13 protein-coding genes, 3 tRNA genes and 1 pseudogene are annotated in these 16,011 nt (G+C 72.3%); 7 read left to right on the top strand and 10 right to left on the bottom strand.

The window, feature by feature from the left end; translation table 11 throughout:
* Positions 1–152: 152 nt before the first annotated feature.
* The 3 genes from R2740_RS14665 to R2740_RS14655 form a co-directional block, all read right to left on the bottom strand.
* Entirely contained in the window at positions 153–2,672 is a 2,520-nt protein-coding gene (locus R2740_RS14665; RefSeq protein ID WP_371303431.1) for an SCO7613 C-terminal domain-containing membrane protein, read from the bottom strand.
* A 108-nt stretch (positions 2,673–2,780) separates the two neighbouring features.
* Positions 2,781–3,992 carry a hypothetical protein gene (locus R2740_RS14660; RefSeq protein WP_371303430.1) on the bottom strand — a complete coding sequence of 404 codons (1,212 nt, stop codon included), beginning with the start codon at positions 3,990–3,992 and terminating at the stop codon, positions 2,781–2,783.
* Positions 3,993–4,133: 141 nt separating this feature from the next.
* Positions 4,134–4,766: a TetR family transcriptional regulator gene (locus tag R2740_RS14655; protein WP_371303429.1), complete on the bottom strand. Its 633-nt coding sequence runs from the start codon at positions 4,764–4,766 to the stop codon at positions 4,134–4,136.
* A gap of 62 nt (positions 4,767–4,828) precedes the next feature.
* Between R2740_RS14655 and R2740_RS14650 the strand changes: the two genes are divergently transcribed.
* The 4 genes from R2740_RS14650 (at position 4,829) to R2740_RS14635 (ending at position 9,218) form a co-directional block, all read left to right on the top strand.
* Entirely contained in the window at positions 4,829–6,247 is a 1,419-nt protein-coding gene (locus R2740_RS14650; protein ID WP_371303428.1) for an aspartate aminotransferase family protein, read from the top strand.
* Positions 6,244–7,794, top strand: a complete 1,551-nt coding sequence (locus tag R2740_RS14645) for an FGGY-family carbohydrate kinase (protein ID WP_371303427.1) — start codon at positions 6,244–6,246, stop codon at positions 7,792–7,794. The genes R2740_RS14650 and R2740_RS14645 overlap by 4 nt, the downstream gene beginning before the upstream one ends.
* A 99-nt stretch (positions 7,795–7,893) precedes the next feature.
* Positions 7,894–8,364, top strand: a complete 471-nt coding sequence (locus R2740_RS14640) for a hypothetical protein (protein WP_371303426.1) — start codon at positions 7,894–7,896, stop codon at positions 8,362–8,364.
* Positions 8,365–8,633: 269 nt separating this feature from the next.
* A complete protein-coding gene (locus tag R2740_RS14635) occupies positions 8,634–9,218 on the top strand; it encodes a copper chaperone PCu(A)C (RefSeq protein ID WP_371303425.1) in 585 nt (194 codons plus the stop codon).
* A 70-nt stretch (positions 9,219–9,288) separates the two neighbouring features.
* Here the strand turns inward: R2740_RS14635 and R2740_RS14630 are convergent.
* Positions 9,289–9,362: transfer RNA gene (locus tag R2740_RS14630), tRNA-Phe, on the bottom strand.
* Between the two features lie 162 nt (positions 9,363–9,524).
* Between R2740_RS14630 and R2740_RS14625 the strand changes: the two genes are divergently transcribed.
* Positions 9,525–9,597: transfer RNA gene (locus R2740_RS14625), tRNA-Glu, on the top strand.
* Here the strand turns inward: R2740_RS14625 and R2740_RS14620 are convergent.
* Both R2740_RS14620 and R2740_RS14615 read right to left on the bottom strand, forming a co-directional pair.
* A complete protein-coding gene (locus R2740_RS14620) occupies positions 9,560–9,958 on the bottom strand; it encodes an SUMF1/EgtB/PvdO family nonheme iron enzyme (protein ID WP_371303539.1) in 399 nt (132 codons plus the stop codon). The genes R2740_RS14625 and R2740_RS14620 overlap by 38 nt on opposite strands.
* A pseudogene (locus R2740_RS14615) lies at positions 9,958–10,575 on the bottom strand (SUMF1/EgtB/PvdO family nonheme iron enzyme); the annotation flags it as partial. The gene R2740_RS14620 and the pseudogene R2740_RS14615, both read right to left, overlap by 1 nt.
* A 115-nt stretch (positions 10,576–10,690) precedes the next feature.
* Between R2740_RS14615 and R2740_RS14610 the strand changes: the two are divergent.
* Positions 10,691–11,110, top strand: a complete 420-nt coding sequence (locus R2740_RS14610; RefSeq protein WP_371303424.1) for a YccF domain-containing protein — start codon at positions 10,691–10,693, stop codon at positions 11,108–11,110.
* A gap of 15 nt (positions 11,111–11,125) precedes the next feature.
* Here R2740_RS14610 and R2740_RS14605 read toward each other — a convergent pair whose 3' ends face one another.
* Complete coding sequence (locus R2740_RS14605; RefSeq protein ID WP_371303423.1) at positions 11,126–12,556, bottom strand: LCP family protein; 1,431 nt, start codon at positions 12,554–12,556, stop codon at positions 11,126–11,128.
* A gap of 330 nt (positions 12,557–12,886) precedes the next feature.
* Between R2740_RS14605 and R2740_RS14600 the strand changes: the two genes are divergently transcribed.
* Positions 12,887–12,963: transfer RNA gene (locus R2740_RS14600), tRNA-Asp, on the top strand.
* Between the two features lie 233 nt (positions 12,964–13,196).
* On the opposite strand, the gene R2740_RS14595 is transcribed toward R2740_RS14600, so the two are convergent.
* The 3 genes from R2740_RS14595 to R2740_RS14585 form a co-directional block, all read right to left on the bottom strand.
* Positions 13,197–13,496, bottom strand: coding sequence for a type II toxin-antitoxin system PemK/MazF family toxin (locus R2740_RS14595; protein ID WP_371303538.1), 300 nt, complete (start codon positions 13,494–13,496; stop codon positions 13,197–13,199).
* 22 nt (positions 13,497–13,518) lie between these two features.
* Positions 13,519–13,716, bottom strand: coding sequence for a hypothetical protein (locus tag R2740_RS14590; protein ID WP_371303422.1), 198 nt, complete (start codon positions 13,714–13,716; stop codon positions 13,519–13,521).
* 842 nt (positions 13,717–14,558) lie between these two features.
* Entirely contained in the window at positions 14,559–14,690 is a 132-nt protein-coding gene (locus tag R2740_RS14585; RefSeq protein WP_371303421.1) for a hypothetical protein, read from the bottom strand.
* Between the last annotated feature and the right edge of the window lie 1,321 nt (positions 14,691–16,011).

Raw genomic sequence — 16,011 nt, 5'->3', positions numbered from 1 at the left:
CGGGTAAAAACGGTCAGAGTTCAGGCACCGATGGTGGGTGATCGGCGTTCTCGCCGATCGGGAGATGGCCAGGCCTTCTGCAGACGGACTCGGGACGTCCTCGGGTCCGGTGCGGTTTATGGGGGCCGCACCGGAGGCTGCCTCCCGAGGGCTCAGCGGAGCGCCGCCAGATAGCGCCCGGCCCGCCGGACGTCGCGCATCCGGGCCTCCCAGGTGACACCGACCGCGGTCAGCGTCGCGCCGGCCACGGCGATCACCAGCCACGGCGGCAGGTCGACGGCGTACGGTCCGACCTCGCGAACGACGAGCACCGCGCCGACCACCGCGCCGACGACGAGCGGCGCCGTCCACCGCAGGCGGACGCCGGCCAGCACCAGCCCCAGCGCGGCGAGCCCGAGGAGCAGCGCCCGCCACGACTCCGGCTCTTCCAGCGCCCAGAGGAGCGAGGGGACGGTCGCCAGCGTGAGACCGGGGCCGAGGACCCGGAGAGTCGCGGCGCTGGGGTGCCGGCGCAGGTGCCACACGCCCAGGGCGAGGAGGACCAGCGCGGAGGGCAGCGTGTAGGCCTCGGGGGCGGTGACCCCCAGGTCGTAGAGCCGCACCCAGGTGGCCATGGCCAGCAGCAGCCCGCCCGGCACCGCCAGCACCCGTCGGTGCGGGTGTGCCAACGACGAGGCGGTGACCAGCGCGCCGGCGACGGTGAGGTCCAGGGCCAGCACGACCAGGCCCTGAGACTCGCTGTGGCCGAAGGCGAAGCCCACCGACGCGGCCGACGTCACCAGCCCGGCGAGCGCCGCCGGCACCTCCACGGTCGGCCGCGGCCGCCAGAGCGCCAAGGCGCCGAGCAGGAGCAGCGCGGCGGTCGCCCGCCAGGCCTCTTGGAGGCCGCCCAGCTCACCGAGCGTCCACGCCAGCGCGCCGACGGTCAGCGGCACCGAGGCCAGGGCGACCATCCGAGACTCGGCCCGGACGGCGCGCACGGCCGCTGCGGCGCCCGCACCGAGGACGACGACAAGGCTGACCAGGGTCAGCACCACGCTCGGCAGGGAGGCGACCAGGCCGGCGGCCAGCGCGACCGCCGCGGCCAGGTGGCCGGCGCCGCCGCGCCCCGCCGGGATCGGGAGGAAGGCGGCGACCAGGCCGGTGCCGAGCGCCAGCAGGGCCCCGACCGGCAGCGCCAGCGGGACGGCGTACAGGCTCAGCGCGGCGACGGCGGCGAGGGCCACGGGGGTGGCGGCGACCACGACCAACGGCCAGCCGAGGCCGCGCACCAGACCTCGGACCGGCAGCCGGAGCTGGACCAGCACCGCGACGGCCGCGAGCAGCATCACGGCGGTCAGCGGCAACAGCAGTGGGTCGGCCGAGGGCGCCTGGTCGGGAAGCCGCACCGAGGCCGCGCGCGTCCATGCCGACCCCGTGCTGACGAGCGCCTCGGCCGCCTCCGAGGCGAGGGCCACGGCGACCAGCGTCGGCACGACCAGCGCGGCGAGCATCGGCAGCAGCACGCCGGGACGCCACTGTCCCGGGAGCAGGAATCCGGCGACCACGAACACTCCCGCGACCGCGAGGGTAGCGAGTGCCGCCTGGGTGGCGGAGTTGTCGAGGACCGGAGAGACCGCGGGGAGCATCGCCATGCCGGTGGCCACGCCGGCTCCGACGGCAGCGAACGGCTGCCGGTCGCGCAGCACCGCCGCCGCGGCCGCCAGCACCAGGGCGGCCGCCAACAGCGGCCAGGGGTGTCCACCCCGCCACAGGTCACCGGCGTCCTGGTGGTCGGCCAGCCGGACCAGGCCGGTCAGCACCAGGCCGCTCCACCAGAGGGCGGCGAGCGGTGCGAGCAGCCAGCCGACCACGCCGATCCGGGCGCGGAAGCAGATCCCGGCCAGGGCCGCGAGCGCGATCGTGGCGACCAGCAGGACGACGCTCTCGTGGTCGGTCAGGTCGAGCGCGCCGGCCGGCGCGACGGCCCACCCCAGAGCGCCGACGATCTGCGGCGCGACGAGCGGCGCGGTCCTCCGCGTGGCCGCGGTGGCCGCGATCCCGAGGGAGCCGAGGACGACGCCGATGAGCAGCACCAGGCCGCCGTCGGACGCGCCGATCCAGCCGGCGTCGGCGGCGCCGACCAGGTCCAGGGTCAGCAGCCCGGCCGTGACCACGCTGAGCGACTCGGCGGCGATCCGCAGCCCGCGCCGGAAGAGCCACGCCGTCAGCGCGCCCGCGGTGAGGGTGAAGCCGACCAGGACGGCGGTGCGACCGCCGACGCCCAGGATCTCCCACGCCACCGCGAGGAACGTCACCGCCGCCGCCAGCAGGCACAGCGCGCCCAGGGTGAGCAGGATGCGCGGCACGGAGGCGCCGCCCAGGCCGGGGCGCTCGGGGGCACCGGCCGGGATCGGCTGGGGACCCGACCCGGGCAGGTCGCCCGAGGCGACGGCAGGGGGGACGGCAGCGGGGACAGGACGGGCGGGTGGGGTCGGCGGCAGCGGGAGATCCGCGTCGGCAGGCTGGGCGCGCAGCTGGGCGAGCAGCCGGTCCGCCTGCTGGAAGGTGGCGAAGAGCGAGGCGGCCACCGGCCCGACCAGGCTCAGACCGCACGCGGGGCATCGCCTCGGGTCGTCGGGGAGGGGGTTGCCACAGTCGGGGCAGTGGCGCGCGTCGGCGTACGTCCTCATGAGGACAGTCTTTCGCTGCCACCGCCCCGACGGTGGTTGATCTCCTGCTCAACCTGGGTGAGTACGCCCACTCAGCCGTGGGACCGGGTCGGGGTCCGTGCCGCCGGCTCAGCCCAGCGACATCCTGGGTTCTCCCGACACCAGCCCGGTGCCCGCGATCCGGCAGGAGCCGCCGCGCGGCGCCCCGCCGTTCCAGGCCTGCCGCAGGCAGGAGCGCAGCGCCATCTGGCCCCAGTAGTTCGGGTGCAGGGACTCCTGGATGTAGTAGCTGGTGGTCGCGGTCGAGACGGTGCGGATCTGGTTGATCCACTCGGTCTGGTCGACGGCGCCGGCCTGGGTCCACGAGGTCAGGCCCTTCTCCTCGAGGAGACCGACGGTGTTCTCGCACAGCCGCCGCCCGTTCATGGCGGCGCTCAGGTCGAGGGTGCGGGCGTTGCCGATGCCGCTGTCGGCCAGACCGCCGAAGACCGCGCCGTTGATCGTCGGCAGTGCGGTGGCGTTGGCCCAGTCGGCGTCCTTGTTCCAGAACCCGCAGCCGCCGACGCTCTGCCGGGTGTAGCCGCTCTGGGAGTAGCGCAGACCCGAGCCGCCGGGCAGCGGCGAGGGGTAGTTCTGCACGACCATCGTCCACTGCGTGTCGGCGTAGCCGGCATTGCGCATCGCCGTACGGACGTTGAGCAGGGCGGTCTTGATCTTGGCCCGCTGCGTGGCGATGTTGGTCGAGGTGAAGTTCTTCTTCACCGAGGAGTCGTCGTAGCAGTAGTCCTTGAGCCAGGAGGGAGAGAGCAGGAAGTCCTGGACGCACGACTGCACGATGCCGGCGAAGTTGAAGTCGTTGCCGCCGATCGAGACCACGACGAGCTGGACGTTGTGGCCGGCGGCGAAGGACTGCAGCATCGCGGCCTGCCCCTGCTTCCCGCCGCTGCTGTAGAAGTCGAGGCCGGGCTTGAAGTAGCCCGACGAGTCGGTGTACGTCGAGGTCTTGGCGCCCGAGCAGGCGAGGTTGTAGCCGTTGAGCGAGCCGACGTAGGCCTCGGCCGACTTGCTGCGGTGGCAGCGGTAGATCGTCTCGGCGGTGTTGCTGGCGTTGTCGTAGTACGCCGTGCTGCCGAGCGCGTCGATCCTCGAGGACGACTTGTTGGTGTTGCCGGCCCACCGACCCGCCTCGCCGGAGATGTAGGAGTCACCGACGGTGACCACCCAGCCGGGGCCGGTGCCCGGCCCGTCTGCCTGGGCGGGCTGTGGCGCCGTGACCACGAACAGCGAACCGAGGACGACCAGGGCACCCGAGAGCAGGATGCGAAGACGCGATGACCTCACGAAACCTCCGATGGAAGCGAGCCCCCCACTCGGCCCCGCGCGGGGCGGCTGCCGGAGCAGTATGACCCGGATGTGACCTGCGTCATAGCCCCCAGGGCCGAGGGATCTCGGGCGTCAGGAGTGGGGCCCGTCTGCGACGCGTCAGCGCGCCGTCTGCGACGCCTCGGCGGCGACGTGCTCGAGGTAGCGGCGCAGCATGGTCGTGGCCTCGGCGAGCGTGTCGGGGTCGCCGTCGGGGTCGAGTCGGAAGGCCAGGTGGAGCAGCGCGTCGGCGGCCTGGACGGCGACCCGACAGCCGGTGAGGACGGCGACCGACGGGTCGGACCCGGTCTCGGTCGCCACCAGCTCGGCGAGCATCGCGGCCAGCACCTCGACGTCGTCGTCGTCGCGCTGCTGCTCCTCGACGGGGAGGGCCCGAGCGACCCAGATCGCGACGTACGCCGGACTGGCGCGCAGCCGGGCGCACTGCCGGTCGAAGAGCTCCTCGACCAGGTCGAGGAACGGGCGGGTGCCGCTCAGTGGCGCCATGTCCTCCAGGAGCCGCCGCTGGCCCAGCCCGTGCTGCGCCACGAGGTGGCCGATCACCGCCTCGCGGTCGGCGAAGAACTGGTAGACCGACCCGATGGGGACGCCGGCCTGGGTCGCCAGCCGCCGCATGGTGAGGGCGTCGACGCCCTCGGCCACGACCAGCCGCTCGGCGGCCGCCACGATGGCAGCCACCCGGGCCCGGCTGCGTCCCTGCACGGGTTCGCGGCGTAGGGCGGAGGAGGTCACCGCACGACTTGACCACATCGGGGGGGTTGCGATCAAGACTGAACATGAACGATATTCATGTTATGGACTACCCGTACGCCGACCGCTTCCCCGTCCACCGGACCCTTCCCGAGACGGGTCGCCCGCGCGAGGAGCTGCTGGCCGAGCTGGCCGCGATGGCGGCGGAGGAGGACGCGTTCTGGGAGACCGGCAAGATCTCCGGCACGATGTACTGCGGCGACCACGACCACTACCGGTTCCTGGCCGAGGCGTTCTCGGGGTTCGCGCACGTCAACGCCCTGCAGCGAGACATGTGTCCGTCGGCGACCAGGTTCGAGGGCGAGATCATCGCGATGGTGCTCGACCTGATGCACGCCGATGCGGTCGAGGGGAGCGAGCCGGCCGGGCTGGTCACCAGCGGCGGCACCGGCAGCATCCTGCATGCGCTGCTGGCCTATCGCGACCACGCCCGGGCCACCCGCGGGGTCACCTCGCCCAACGTGGTCAAGCCGGAGACCGCGCACCCGGCGTTCGACAAGGGCTGCCACCTGTTCGGCATCGAGTGCCGCACGGTGCCGGTCGACCCGGAGACCACGACCGTCCGGCCCGCCGACATCGAGGCCGCGATCGACGACAACACCGTGGCGATCATCGGGTCGGCCGGCAACTACCCCTACGGCACCATCGACCCGATCGCGGAGCTGGGCGCCCTGGCGCTGGAGCACGGCGTGGGGCTGCACGTCGACGGCTGCCTGGGCGGCTTCATCCTGCCGTTCGGCGAGGAGCTGGGCTACGACGTGCCGCCGTTCGACTTCCGGGTGCCCGGGGTCACCACGATCTCCGCCGACACCCACAAGTACGGCTACGCCTTCAAGGGCACCTCGACGCTGGTCTTCCGCGACAAGGCGCTGCGCAACGCGCAGTACTTCCACGTCACCGGCTGGTCGGGCGGCAAGTACATGTCGCCCGGCATGGACGGCTCGCGCTCCGGCGGGCTGCTCGCTGCCACCTGGGCCTCGATGGTGCACCTGGGCCGGGCCGGCTACCGGTCCTATGCCGCCGACATCTTCCGGACCGCCGCGGCCATGATGGACACCGTCCGCTCGCACCCGGAGCTGCGGGTGATGGGCAGCCCGACGTTCTGCTTCTCCTTCACCTCCGACGCCTTCGACATCTACCACGTCGCCGACTTCATGCGGCCGCGCGGCTGGCGGTTCAACGGCCAGCAGTACCCCAACGCGATCCACATGGCGGTGACCCGGCCGCAGACCCAGCCCGGCGTGGCCGAGGCGTTCGCCTCCGACCTGGCCGAGGCGGTGGCCTACGCGAAGGAGCGCCAGGGCGCCGGGGCCGAGGCCGAGCTGGGCGCGATCTACGGCGGCGTGGCCGGAGGGCTGACGTCGGAGATCGAGGATGTCATCGTGATGTTCATGGACGCGATGCTCGACACCCAGCAGGGGGTGCCCCCGCTGGCCGACCCGGCACCCGCGGAGCAGGGGTGAGCCGCACCGGCCGTGACCGGCTGGTGCTGGCGGTCGACCTCGGCAGCGGCGGTCCGAAGGTCGGCTATGTGACGCTGGCCGGTGAGCCGGTGTGGACGTGGTACGAGCGGGGTGACGCGGTCGGCGGCGCGGAGACGCAGGACGCCGGGGCGTGGTGGCGGACGATCGTCTCGGCAGCCCGGCTCGGGACCGCCGAGGGACACGTGGACGGCGCCGACGTCGTCGGCGTCGCGGTGACCGGGCAGTGGGCCTCCACGGTGCCGGTGGATGCCGCTGGCGTGCCGGTCGCGGAGTGCCTGATGTGGAGCGACACCCGTGGGGCGGCGTACTCCCGGGAACGGTTCGGGGGGCCGGTCTCCGGCTATGCCCCGACGGTGCTGGCGACCTGGCTGCGCCGGTCGGGCGGCGTCCCCAGTCCCGGCGGCGCCGACCCGGTGGCCCACCTGCTGCACCTCCAGCACGACCGGCCCGAGGTGCTCGAGCAGGCCCGCTGGTGTCTGGAGCCGGTGGACTATCTCACGATGCGCTTCACCGGGCGGGCCACCGCGACCGCGATGTCGATGACGGCCGCCTGGCTCACCGACAACCGCGACCTCGACACGCTCGCCTACGACCCGGTGCTGCTCCGGATCGCCGGTGTCGACCCCGCGCGGCTGCCCCCACTCGTGCGCGGCGGCTCCGTGGTCGGCACGGTGCTGCCCGACGTGGCCGCCGAGATCGGGATCTCCGCCGACGCGCAGGTCGTCACCGGAGCGCCCGACCTGCACAACGCGGTGATCGCGTCCGGGTGCGTCGACCTGCACCAGACGCACCTGTCGCTGGGCACGTCGGCGTGGATCAGCTGCCCGGTGCCGAGCAAGAAGACCGACGTCTTCCGGCAGCTGGCCGCGGTGCCCGGCATCGGCGACGGCCACTACGTGCTGGCCGACAACCAGGACAACGCCGGCCGCTGCCTGGAGTGGTTCCGTGCGAGCTTCGCCCCCGACCTGGAGTACGACGACCTCGCGGCGCTGGCCGCGTCGGCGCCCCCCGGCGCCGGCGGGGTGTTCTTCACGCCGTGGCTGTCGGGGGAGCGGAGCCCCGTGGACGCGCGCTGGGCCCGCGGCGGCTTCCACAACCTGTCGCTGGCCGCCGACCGGGCTGCGCTGGCGCGGGCGGTGATGGAGGGCGTCGCGCTCAACCTGCGCTGGCTCCTGGAGGCCGCCGAGCACTTCACCGGCCGGCGGATGGACCCGATCCGGCTGGTCGGGGGCGGCGCGACCATGGACGTCTGGTGCCAGATCCTCGCCGACACGCTCGACCGCACGCTGGAGCGGGTCGAGCAGCCGTGGATGGGTGGGCTGCGCGGCGGCGGCCTGACCGTCGGCCTGGCCCTCGGTGAGATCGCCCGTGACGAGGTGCACGGGCTGGTGCCCGTGGAGCGGGTGTTCACGCCCGACCCGGGCCTGCGGTCGACCTACGACGCGATGTCCGTGGAGTTCCGGAAGCTCTTCAAGGGCCAACGCGGGATGTTCCGTCGGCTCAACACCGACGAGACCGCGCCGTGACACCTCGATGACAGTGCCGTGACCGCCGGGGTGGCCGTGGCGACGGTGACCTACCCTGGAGGCCGCATCGCCGTGCACCAGTGAGGGGGAGGGACGGCTGTGACGACGCATCGCGCGACCGGCGCTCTCCTGTGGCTGCGCGCCTGCCTGCTCGGGGCGATCGCCCTGCTCACCGGCATCGTCTCGCACGCCTCCGCCGACGGGCTGCTGCCGTCGGCCTGGGCGCTGGTCGCGCTCGGGGCGGGCGCCACGCTGTCGGCGGCCTGGGTGCTGCGCCGGCGGGTGTCGGCGCTCGGGTTGCTCGGGCTGGCCCTCCTCGGCCAGACGGTGACCCACCTGGCGCTGACCGTGCTGGCCGGTCACCGGGGAGACCCGGTGGCGGCACCCGCGCCCACGGTCGCCGGGGGCAGCTGGGAGGACGCGATGATGGGCGGCTACGCCGATCCGCCGGCCGCCCCGTCGTTGGGCTGGACCACCCACCTGGTCGACCACCTGACGCAGATCGGGCCCGGCATGGTGCTGGCCCACCTTCGGAGCGCTGGTCCTGGCCGGGTGGCTGGCCATCGGTGAGGCGGCGCTGTGGGCGCTGCTGCTCCTGGTCGGTGCCGAGATGCTCGCGTGGCTGGTGGCCTGGTCTCGCCGCCCGTCCCGCTCGCGCCCGCGTCGGCGCGCACCGTCGTACCTCTCGCCGCGCCGCGGCGCTGGCTCCTGTGCCGCGGCAACCTCAGCCGCCGCGGTCCTCCGCTGCCCGTCTGCTGAACCCATCGCCGCCGCCCGCCGGGCCGCGGCTGCGGCCGCCTTCCCGCGCGCCGCGTTCACCAGACCTCTGAGGAGACCACATGATGTTCCGCCCTGCCCGGCTGCTGCTGGGCCTGACCCTCGCGCTCGCCGTCGGCCTGACCGGCTGCGGCAGCGAGACCGCCGACGACACCGGCGCCGCCAGCGGCACCAGTGACCCGATCACCGTGAGCGACGCGTGGGTGCGCGCCACCACGGGCACCGACGACCCCTCGATGACGGCCGCCTTCATGGTCATCGCCAACAACACCGACGCCGACGTCCGCCTGGTCAAGGCGACCTCGCCGGTCACCGGCATGGTCCAGGTCCACGAGATGGTCGACGGCGACGACGGCCACATGGTGATGCAGGAGGCAGCCGACGGCGTCACCATCCGCGCCGGCAAGCAGCAGATGCTGATGCCCGGCGGCTACCACGTGATGCTGATGGGCCTCGCCGAGGACCTCGCGCCCGGCGACGAGGTCGACCTGACCCTGGAGTTCTCCGACGGCACCACGCTCGACGTCACCGCGCCGGTCAAGGAGTTCACCGAGGAGGAGGACCACTACCACACCCACAGCGCCAGCCCGAGCGACGGCATGTCCGACGACATGTCCGGGATGGACATGGAGGACTCGGACGGCTGAGAACGCTCAGCCAGCCCCCCACGAAGCGCACCGGCCCGTCACCTCGACGGTGACGGGCCGGTGCCGTGGGTGGCCAGGGGCGGGGTCGAACCGCCGACCTTCCGATTTTCAGTCGGACGCTCGTACCAACTGAGCTACCTGGCCGTCGCCGGGTGGGCCCGGCGCGCACACGATACCCGAGTCGGGAGCGGCTCCCGCAATCGGGATCGGGTCCCCGATCCGCCGGCCTCGAGCCATTTGGGTCGGCCCGCCGACTGGGTCCTATGCTGGTGCGGCCGCGGCTCCGGCGTACGCCGCCCGCGGCAGGCCCCCATCGTCTAGCGGCCTAGGACCCCGCCCTTTCACGGCGGTAGCACGGGTTCGAATCCCGTTGGGGGTGCGGCAGGCTCGGCCGATCCGCGGCCTGCGCCGCCGAGGGGTTCAGCGCGGACGACGCAGCGGAAGCCGGTGTGCGTGGTGGCGGAGTCCTCCGACTGCGGTGACCGGGCGGCGGGGCGGTAGCGCAGGCAGTACTCCGGGGCGCACAGGTGGGAGCCGCCCTTGAGGACGCGCCGGGGTGCCGCTCCCCGGGAGCCGCGCTGGCCCGCGCCAGGGACGCCTCGTCGAGCCTGCCGACGTCGGCGCGCGCCGGGGCGCAGCAGGACCCGGTCCCGGCGGTGGCGACCGCCACGTCCTCGCCGCGGGCCAGCGCATCGGCGGCGTCCCGGTCGGCGCCCAGGGCGTAGAGCGTCGTGGTCCACTCCCAGACGTTGCCGATCATGTCGACCAGCCCGTAGCCGTTGGCCGGGAAGGAGCCCACGGGGGAGGTGCCGGACCAGCCCGCCGCCCCGGTGTTGAGGTAGGGGAAGCGGCCCTGCCAGGTGTTGGCCATCAGCCGACCCTCGGGGCGCGCCTCGTCGCCCCAGGCGTACGTCGTCGCGGGGAGGCCGCCGCGGGCGGCGTACTCGTGCTCGGCCTCGGTGGGGAGCTCGCGCCCGGCCCAGGCGGCGTAGGCCTGCGCGTCGGCGTAGGCCACCTGCACCACCGGATGGTCGTCGCGGCCGTCCAGGTCGCTGCCCGGGCCGGCCGGCGCGCGCCAGCAGGCACCCGGCTGCCACCGCCACCACCGCGACCAGTCATGCAGCGGCACCGGTCCGTCGGTGGGGGTGAAGACCAGGCCGCCCGGCACCACGTCGGCCGGGTCGGCGCCGGGGAAGTCGGCCGGGTCGGGCTGCTGCTCGGCGAGCGTGACGTAGCCGGTCTCGCGCACGAAGGCCGCGAACTGCCGGTTGGTCACCGGATGCCGCTCGAGGCGGAAGGCCCGCACGTCGACCTCGCGCCGCGGTGCCTCGTCGGCGTAGAACTCGGTGGCGCCCATGGTGAAGGTGCCCGCGGGGACCTCGACCAGGTCCGTCAGCACGCCGACCACCAGGCCAGGGTAGTGGCGACGACCAGGCGGCGACCGGTGACCGGTGACCGGTCATGATGGGGGCATGGGACTGCTGCGGCTGCTGCTCAACGTGATCTGGCTGGTCTTCGGCGGCTTCTGGCTGGCGCTGGGCTATGCCGTGGCCGGTCTGATCTGCTTCGTGCTGATCATCACGATCCCGTGGGGGATCGCGTCGTTCCGGATCGCCGGGTTCGTGCTGTGGCCGTTCGGCCGCACCATCGTCAGCAAGCCGACGGCCGGCGTCGGGTCACTGCTCGGCAACATCATCTGGATCCTGGTCGCCGGCATCTGGCTGGTGATCGCCCACGTCACGACGGCGGTCGCCCAGGCGCTGACGATCGTCGGCATCCCGCTGGCGATCGCCAACCTCAAGGTCATCCCGGTCACGCTGGCGCCCCTCGGCAAGGAGATCGTGCCCAGCGACCGCCCCTTCGTGTCGGCGTACGGCGCCTACGAGGGCTGACCCTCGCCCCACGGCTCACCCGGCGGGCCGGTACTCGCAGGTGTTGGCCACCTTGACGCTGTCGCCCGGGTCCTGGACCGAGGGGTCCTCGACCGAGGGGTCCTCGGACGACGTGCCCGCGGACCGCCCGCCCGAGCCGGACCTCCGGGGAGCCATCGACCGGTCGATCGCCCGGTCGACCACCGACTGCATCCACGCGACGTCGGGAGCGGCCGGGGCGAAGTCGGCCGACGGGGTGAACGCGACCGACCGCAGCTGGTGCTCCTTCATCCGGAGGCCGAGGTCGACGAACGCGGGCATCAGCTCGCGGGGGATGTCGGTGTAGACGACCTCTTTGCCGGCCGCGGCCAGCGCCTGGTAGTGCTGCAGCAGGTTGACCGGCTTGGCCCGGTCGACCAGGGCCTGCACCATGCAGCGCTGCCGCAGCATGCGCTGGTAGTCGTCGGAGCCCCACCGGCCGCGGGTGAACCACAGTGCCTGGAAGCCGTCGAGGTGCTGGTCCGGGCCCGGCTGCAGGTAGTCGTCGGGTGGGATGCCGCGGTCGGTGTCGCCGCCGATCGCCACGGGGGTGTTGATGTTGACCGTGACCCCGCCCATGGCGTCGACGATCTCCTTGAAGCCGGCCAGGTTGACCAGGACGTAGTAGTCGACGCGGGTGCCGAGGGTGGCCCGGACGGCCTGCTTGATCGCGTCGGCGCCCTCGTTGTTGGACTCGCCGAGGATGCCGGGGTGCAGCAGCGGCACCTCGCGATAGACGGCGTTGAGCAGCCAGTTGCCGACGTCGCCGGACCCGCCGAAGCCGTCGGGATAGAGCGCGTGCAGGGGGCTGGCCTCGGGGAAGCGCGCGTGCTGGAGGTTGCGGGGCAGGCTGAACATCACCGCCTGGCCCGAGTGGGTGTCGACGCTGAGCAGGATCACCGTGTCGGTGCGCACCCCGGTGCGCCCCTCGCCGCCGTCGCCGCCGAGCACGAGGATGCCGAGGCGGTCCCGGCCGCCCCAGGGGTCCTCCCTGGACACGTCCCGCGGTGCGGTGGCGGTCTGCTCGGTGCCGCCGAACACGGTGCTGACCAGGTCGGCCTGGGCGGTGGCGGAGCGGGTGCCCTGCACGATCGGCACCGCGGTGGCCAGCACGACCGCGATCACGCAGGCGAGGCCGGCCGCCCTGGCCGGCGTACGCCGGACCGGACGGACCATCAGATAGGTGGTCACCACGACGAACGCCCAGAGGACGAAGCCGAGGCCGATCAGCGCGGCGGCCCAGCGCAGTCGCGTGGGGTCGAAGGCGAACTCCAGCAGTGCCTGGGTGTCCCGCAGTCGCAGCGCCAGGAGCGCCGCGGCGGTCAGGCTCACCGCGAGGATGACCAACCCGGCCCGTCGCCGGCTCCAGAGGGAGCCGGCTCCGGGGAGCAGCGCGCCGAGCAGGGTGACCGCGAGCGCGCCGGGCACGCTCCGAGCCCGGCGGAACAGCCGCCGTCGTCCGCGGCGGCGATGCGGCCCGGCGGGGTGTGGAGACGATCGACCGCGACGGTGGGCGGCCCCGTTCGTGGGCGCGGCGGACCGGTGTGAGTGGTCCTGACCGCTCTCCACCGCGCCTCCGGCCGTGCCCGTCCGTGACCTTCGCCGAGCGCCGACCCGCCGGGCGGGCGAGGCGGTCGCCGTCCACAGAATAGGGGTCGGCGTGGCCGGGTGTGCCGCATCCGCGCTGGTCGCGGCCTCGATTGGGTTGGGCGCCACCGGATGGGATAGAGTCACGCTGCCTCGTTGATGAGGCCGCCAGGCCCCGTAGCGCAGTTGGTTAGCGCGCCGCCCTGTCACGGCGGAGGCCGCGGGTTCGAGTCCCGTCGGGGTCGCCAGCAAGGAACAGCCTCTGGCCTGCGGAAACGCAGCGCCAGGGGCTGTTTGCTTTCACCGAACGGCGGGAATTGACGCAGATCCGAAACCAGGGCCCCGATAGCAGCGCGAGCAGTTGTCTGGGGCACGAGCGCGCGTTGCTGCGACTTCGGTTGAGACAGGTCGGGGGAATGGCATGAACTCTGAGCACTGAGAGAACCCCGCGCCGAATTGGGATCCCCATCTGGGTTGAGGGCTACAGATCCAGGAGCAGGGCGATCGTTTCGCGGACCTCCCCGAGCACGACTAGGCCTACGTTGCCAGTGCACTCCTGCACGCGTGTCGTGGCGACGGAGCGCAGGTGCTGGCACTGCGCGGACGAGGATGCCGCGAGACGGTTTTCCTCGTCCGGGTCGATGATGACTTCGGTGGCACTCCGCCGCATGGTTCGAGTGAGTGGCACGACTTGAACGACGTTCGGTCTCCCACGAAGAACCCGCCCCGCTGTGACCACGATGGCGGGCCGACGGAGTCCGGCTTCGCTCCCTACTGGCATCCCGAGATCGAGCTCGACGATGTCACCCGGTTTCAGCATCCAGCCAAGCCGTCTCTTCGTCGTTGAGATCCGCCGCAAGGTCGCGCGCCATGGCATCTTGACGAAGTGCCCGGATCGCACTGCTGACGGTCTCATCGATCGTCTCGTGGCGTTCGGCCGCCAATCGCGTCACTCGCGTGTGGGTGTCTCTGCTAATGCGAATCGTCGTGGTCTCGGCCATGCGCCCAGCCTACCCTTTGTAGACAGACTCATCTACAGCCGCATCCCGTGCGCGCCCACAAGCCGATCGGCTTGTGACACCCCGGTCGCCGGCCCGGACAACTCGGCTGGTCGACCGAATCACCCCGGCATCGACTGCCCGGATCTGCCGATGAGCGTGCGAGCCACTGGCCTCATTGCGTGGGCCGGAACTCCGGCGGCAGGTCCTCCGGATCTACGAGTCCAGCGGTCAGTTCCTGAACATCCCGAACAGCCCAGTCGGGTGCCTGCACCCCGCGTTGTGAAGAGCCCACCCGAGGTAGCAGACCCCCTCAGCGGGTTCACCGTGCTCGATCAATGAGTCGGCCTGGGCGAACGCTCCCGAGGGCAACAGGTCTGCCAGCGCGATGCGGAGCCCGTGGACTCTGCCGAGGTAAGCCTCCATTGCGGAGTGGTCTGTCACGCGCACATCATGGCGTGAAGTGCACGCTCATGCCGCAGATCGGATGTTTCAGTCGGGACGACGACGGAGGCCGTCGTCTGGGTAGCGTCGCGAGGCATGGCGGGAAAGTCGGAGCGCGTGGAGGCCGTTGAGCGGATCGGTGCCTATCACGAGAGCAGCTAAGCTCATGGTGATCCGTGCCGGTGAGGCGATCAGGAGGTTCCGCCGGCGAGTTGGATGCCTTCGATGCCGACGCGGGAGCTGTTCCAGTACGGGTGGGCGGCGAAGAAGCTGTGGACGTTCTGCAACGCCAGCGAGGTCATCTCGACCGCAGCTCTGATCGCTGAAGGGCCCGTGATCGACTGGTGGGAGCGGGAGCCTTCCGCCGCCGCTGACTTCCGACGGTCGCGTTGTCTGGCCCATCAGGTGCTGGCTGCCATGAAGGCGGCGATGTAGTTGGCGTGCCGGTCGAGGTTGTTGGTGGCTCGGTCGTAGCGCATCGTGGTGCGCGGATCGGCGTGCCGGGTCGCGATCTGGACGTCGCGCAGGTCCACCCGGCGTCGAGCATGGTGGTGACGTAGGTGTGGCGGAGCATGTGGGGGAACGCATCCGGACCCGGTCACGCCGGCGGTTCTCGCGAGGGCTTGTAGTCGTCGGGTGGCGCAGTGCCGGTCCACATCCGTTGCCGGTGCGGGTACGGGAGGATCGGGCCTCCGGTGCGGCCGGCGACGGCTCGGTCGATGGCACGTCCGAAGGCGGTGGGGAGGGGGACGTCGACGATCTTGTCGCCCTTGCCGTGGACGTGCAGGACGCGGTGGCCGTGCGGATCTCGGTCAGGTCGGTGATGTTGGCCCCGGTGGCCTCGAAGACCCGCAGTCCGAGCAGACCGAGCATCGCGACCAGGCGTAGTCGTGGGGATTGGTCGGAGTCGCGGGCCGCGGCAGCAGGGCCTCGAACTGCAGGTGGGTCAGTCCCAGGGTGGGTGACTCGGCCGGGACCCGTGGTCGGCGGACGTGCTCGACTGGCGAGGTGGGGATGACGGCGTCGATGACGCAGGTGCGGTAGAACCCCGATCACCGAGAGTCGTCGCGACACGGTGGAGGGCTTGAGGCAGCGGCGGACCTCCTGGCATCCACCGCAAGAACAGCTCCACATGCACCCGCTCGACAGCCAGCGGGTCGAGGCGCCGGTCGTGGCACCAGGCCAGGTAGCCGCGGAGGTCGGACTCGACATGGATGCGGGCTCTGGCCTCTTGTAGCGGGCCAGGAACGCGCGACCGCCCGCCACAGGCGGCTGGGTCATGGACATGCTCGATCTCGTCGGAGGTGATGGCCATTCACTCATCCCTCGAGTCCGCCACCGGGTCGCCTTCGCCGTCAACGACATCGTCACCTCGTTGCATCCCGGAACGGGATGCAACGGGAGTAGAATGCGGGCATGAGCACCCAGATCGCGGTCCGTCTCCGACGAGATGGTCGCCTACCTCGACCGGGTCGTGGCCACGGGCAAAGCTCCGAGCCGGGCCGCGCTGGTCGCCACCGCGGTCGAGCGGGGAGATGCGTCGCCGAGCCGCCGAGCAGGACGCCCAACTGCTGGGCGAGCACGGCGCCGCCGACGACCTCGACGAGCTCGTGCAGTGGAGCAGCAGCCACCTCGACGTCGAGGACTGAGCCCGGGTGCGGGAGATCTGTCTGGTCCGGCTCGACAAGACCCGACCTGGTCCTGACCCGCGAGGTCGCGCGGGCGGCGATGACCAAGGTCACCGTGGCCCCCATCACCACCACCATCGGGCCTGTCCAGCGAGCTGCGCGTGGGGCCCGACAACGGCCTGGATCACGACTGCGTGGTGGCCCTCGACAACGTCATCAACCGTGC

It is taken from the genome of Nocardioides sp., from assembly GCF_041393715.1.
Lineage (GTDB): Bacteria > Actinomycetota > Actinomycetes > Propionibacteriales > Nocardioidaceae > Nocardioides.
The sequence above is the reverse complement of the archived record's forward strand: the minus strand, read 5'-3'. Positions and strand labels throughout refer to the sequence as shown.

Excerpts from the sequence above, each read along its gene's own strand:
- R2740_RS14635 (WP_371303425.1), top strand. The coding sequence starts at position 8,634 with ATGATGTTCCGCCCTGCCCGGCTGCTGCTGGGCCTGACCCTCGCGCTC.
- R2740_RS14650 (WP_371303428.1), top strand. The coding sequence starts at position 4,829 with ATGGACTACCCGTACGCCGACCGCTTCCCCGTCCACCGGACCCTTCCC.
- R2740_RS14610 (WP_371303424.1), top strand. The coding sequence starts at position 10,691 with ATGGGACTGCTGCGGCTGCTGCTCAACGTGATCTGGCTGGTCTTCGGC.
- R2740_RS14665 (WP_371303431.1), bottom strand. The coding sequence starts at position 2,672 with ATGAGGACGTACGCCGACGCGCGCCACTGCCCCGACTGTGGCAACCCC.
- R2740_RS14595 (WP_371303538.1), bottom strand. The coding sequence starts at position 13,496 with ATGCCAGTAGGGAGCGAAGCCGGACTCCGTCGGCCCGCCATCGTGGTC.
- R2740_RS14590 (WP_371303422.1), bottom strand. The coding sequence starts at position 13,716 with ATGGCCGAGACCACGACGATTCGCATTAGCAGAGACACCCACACGCGA.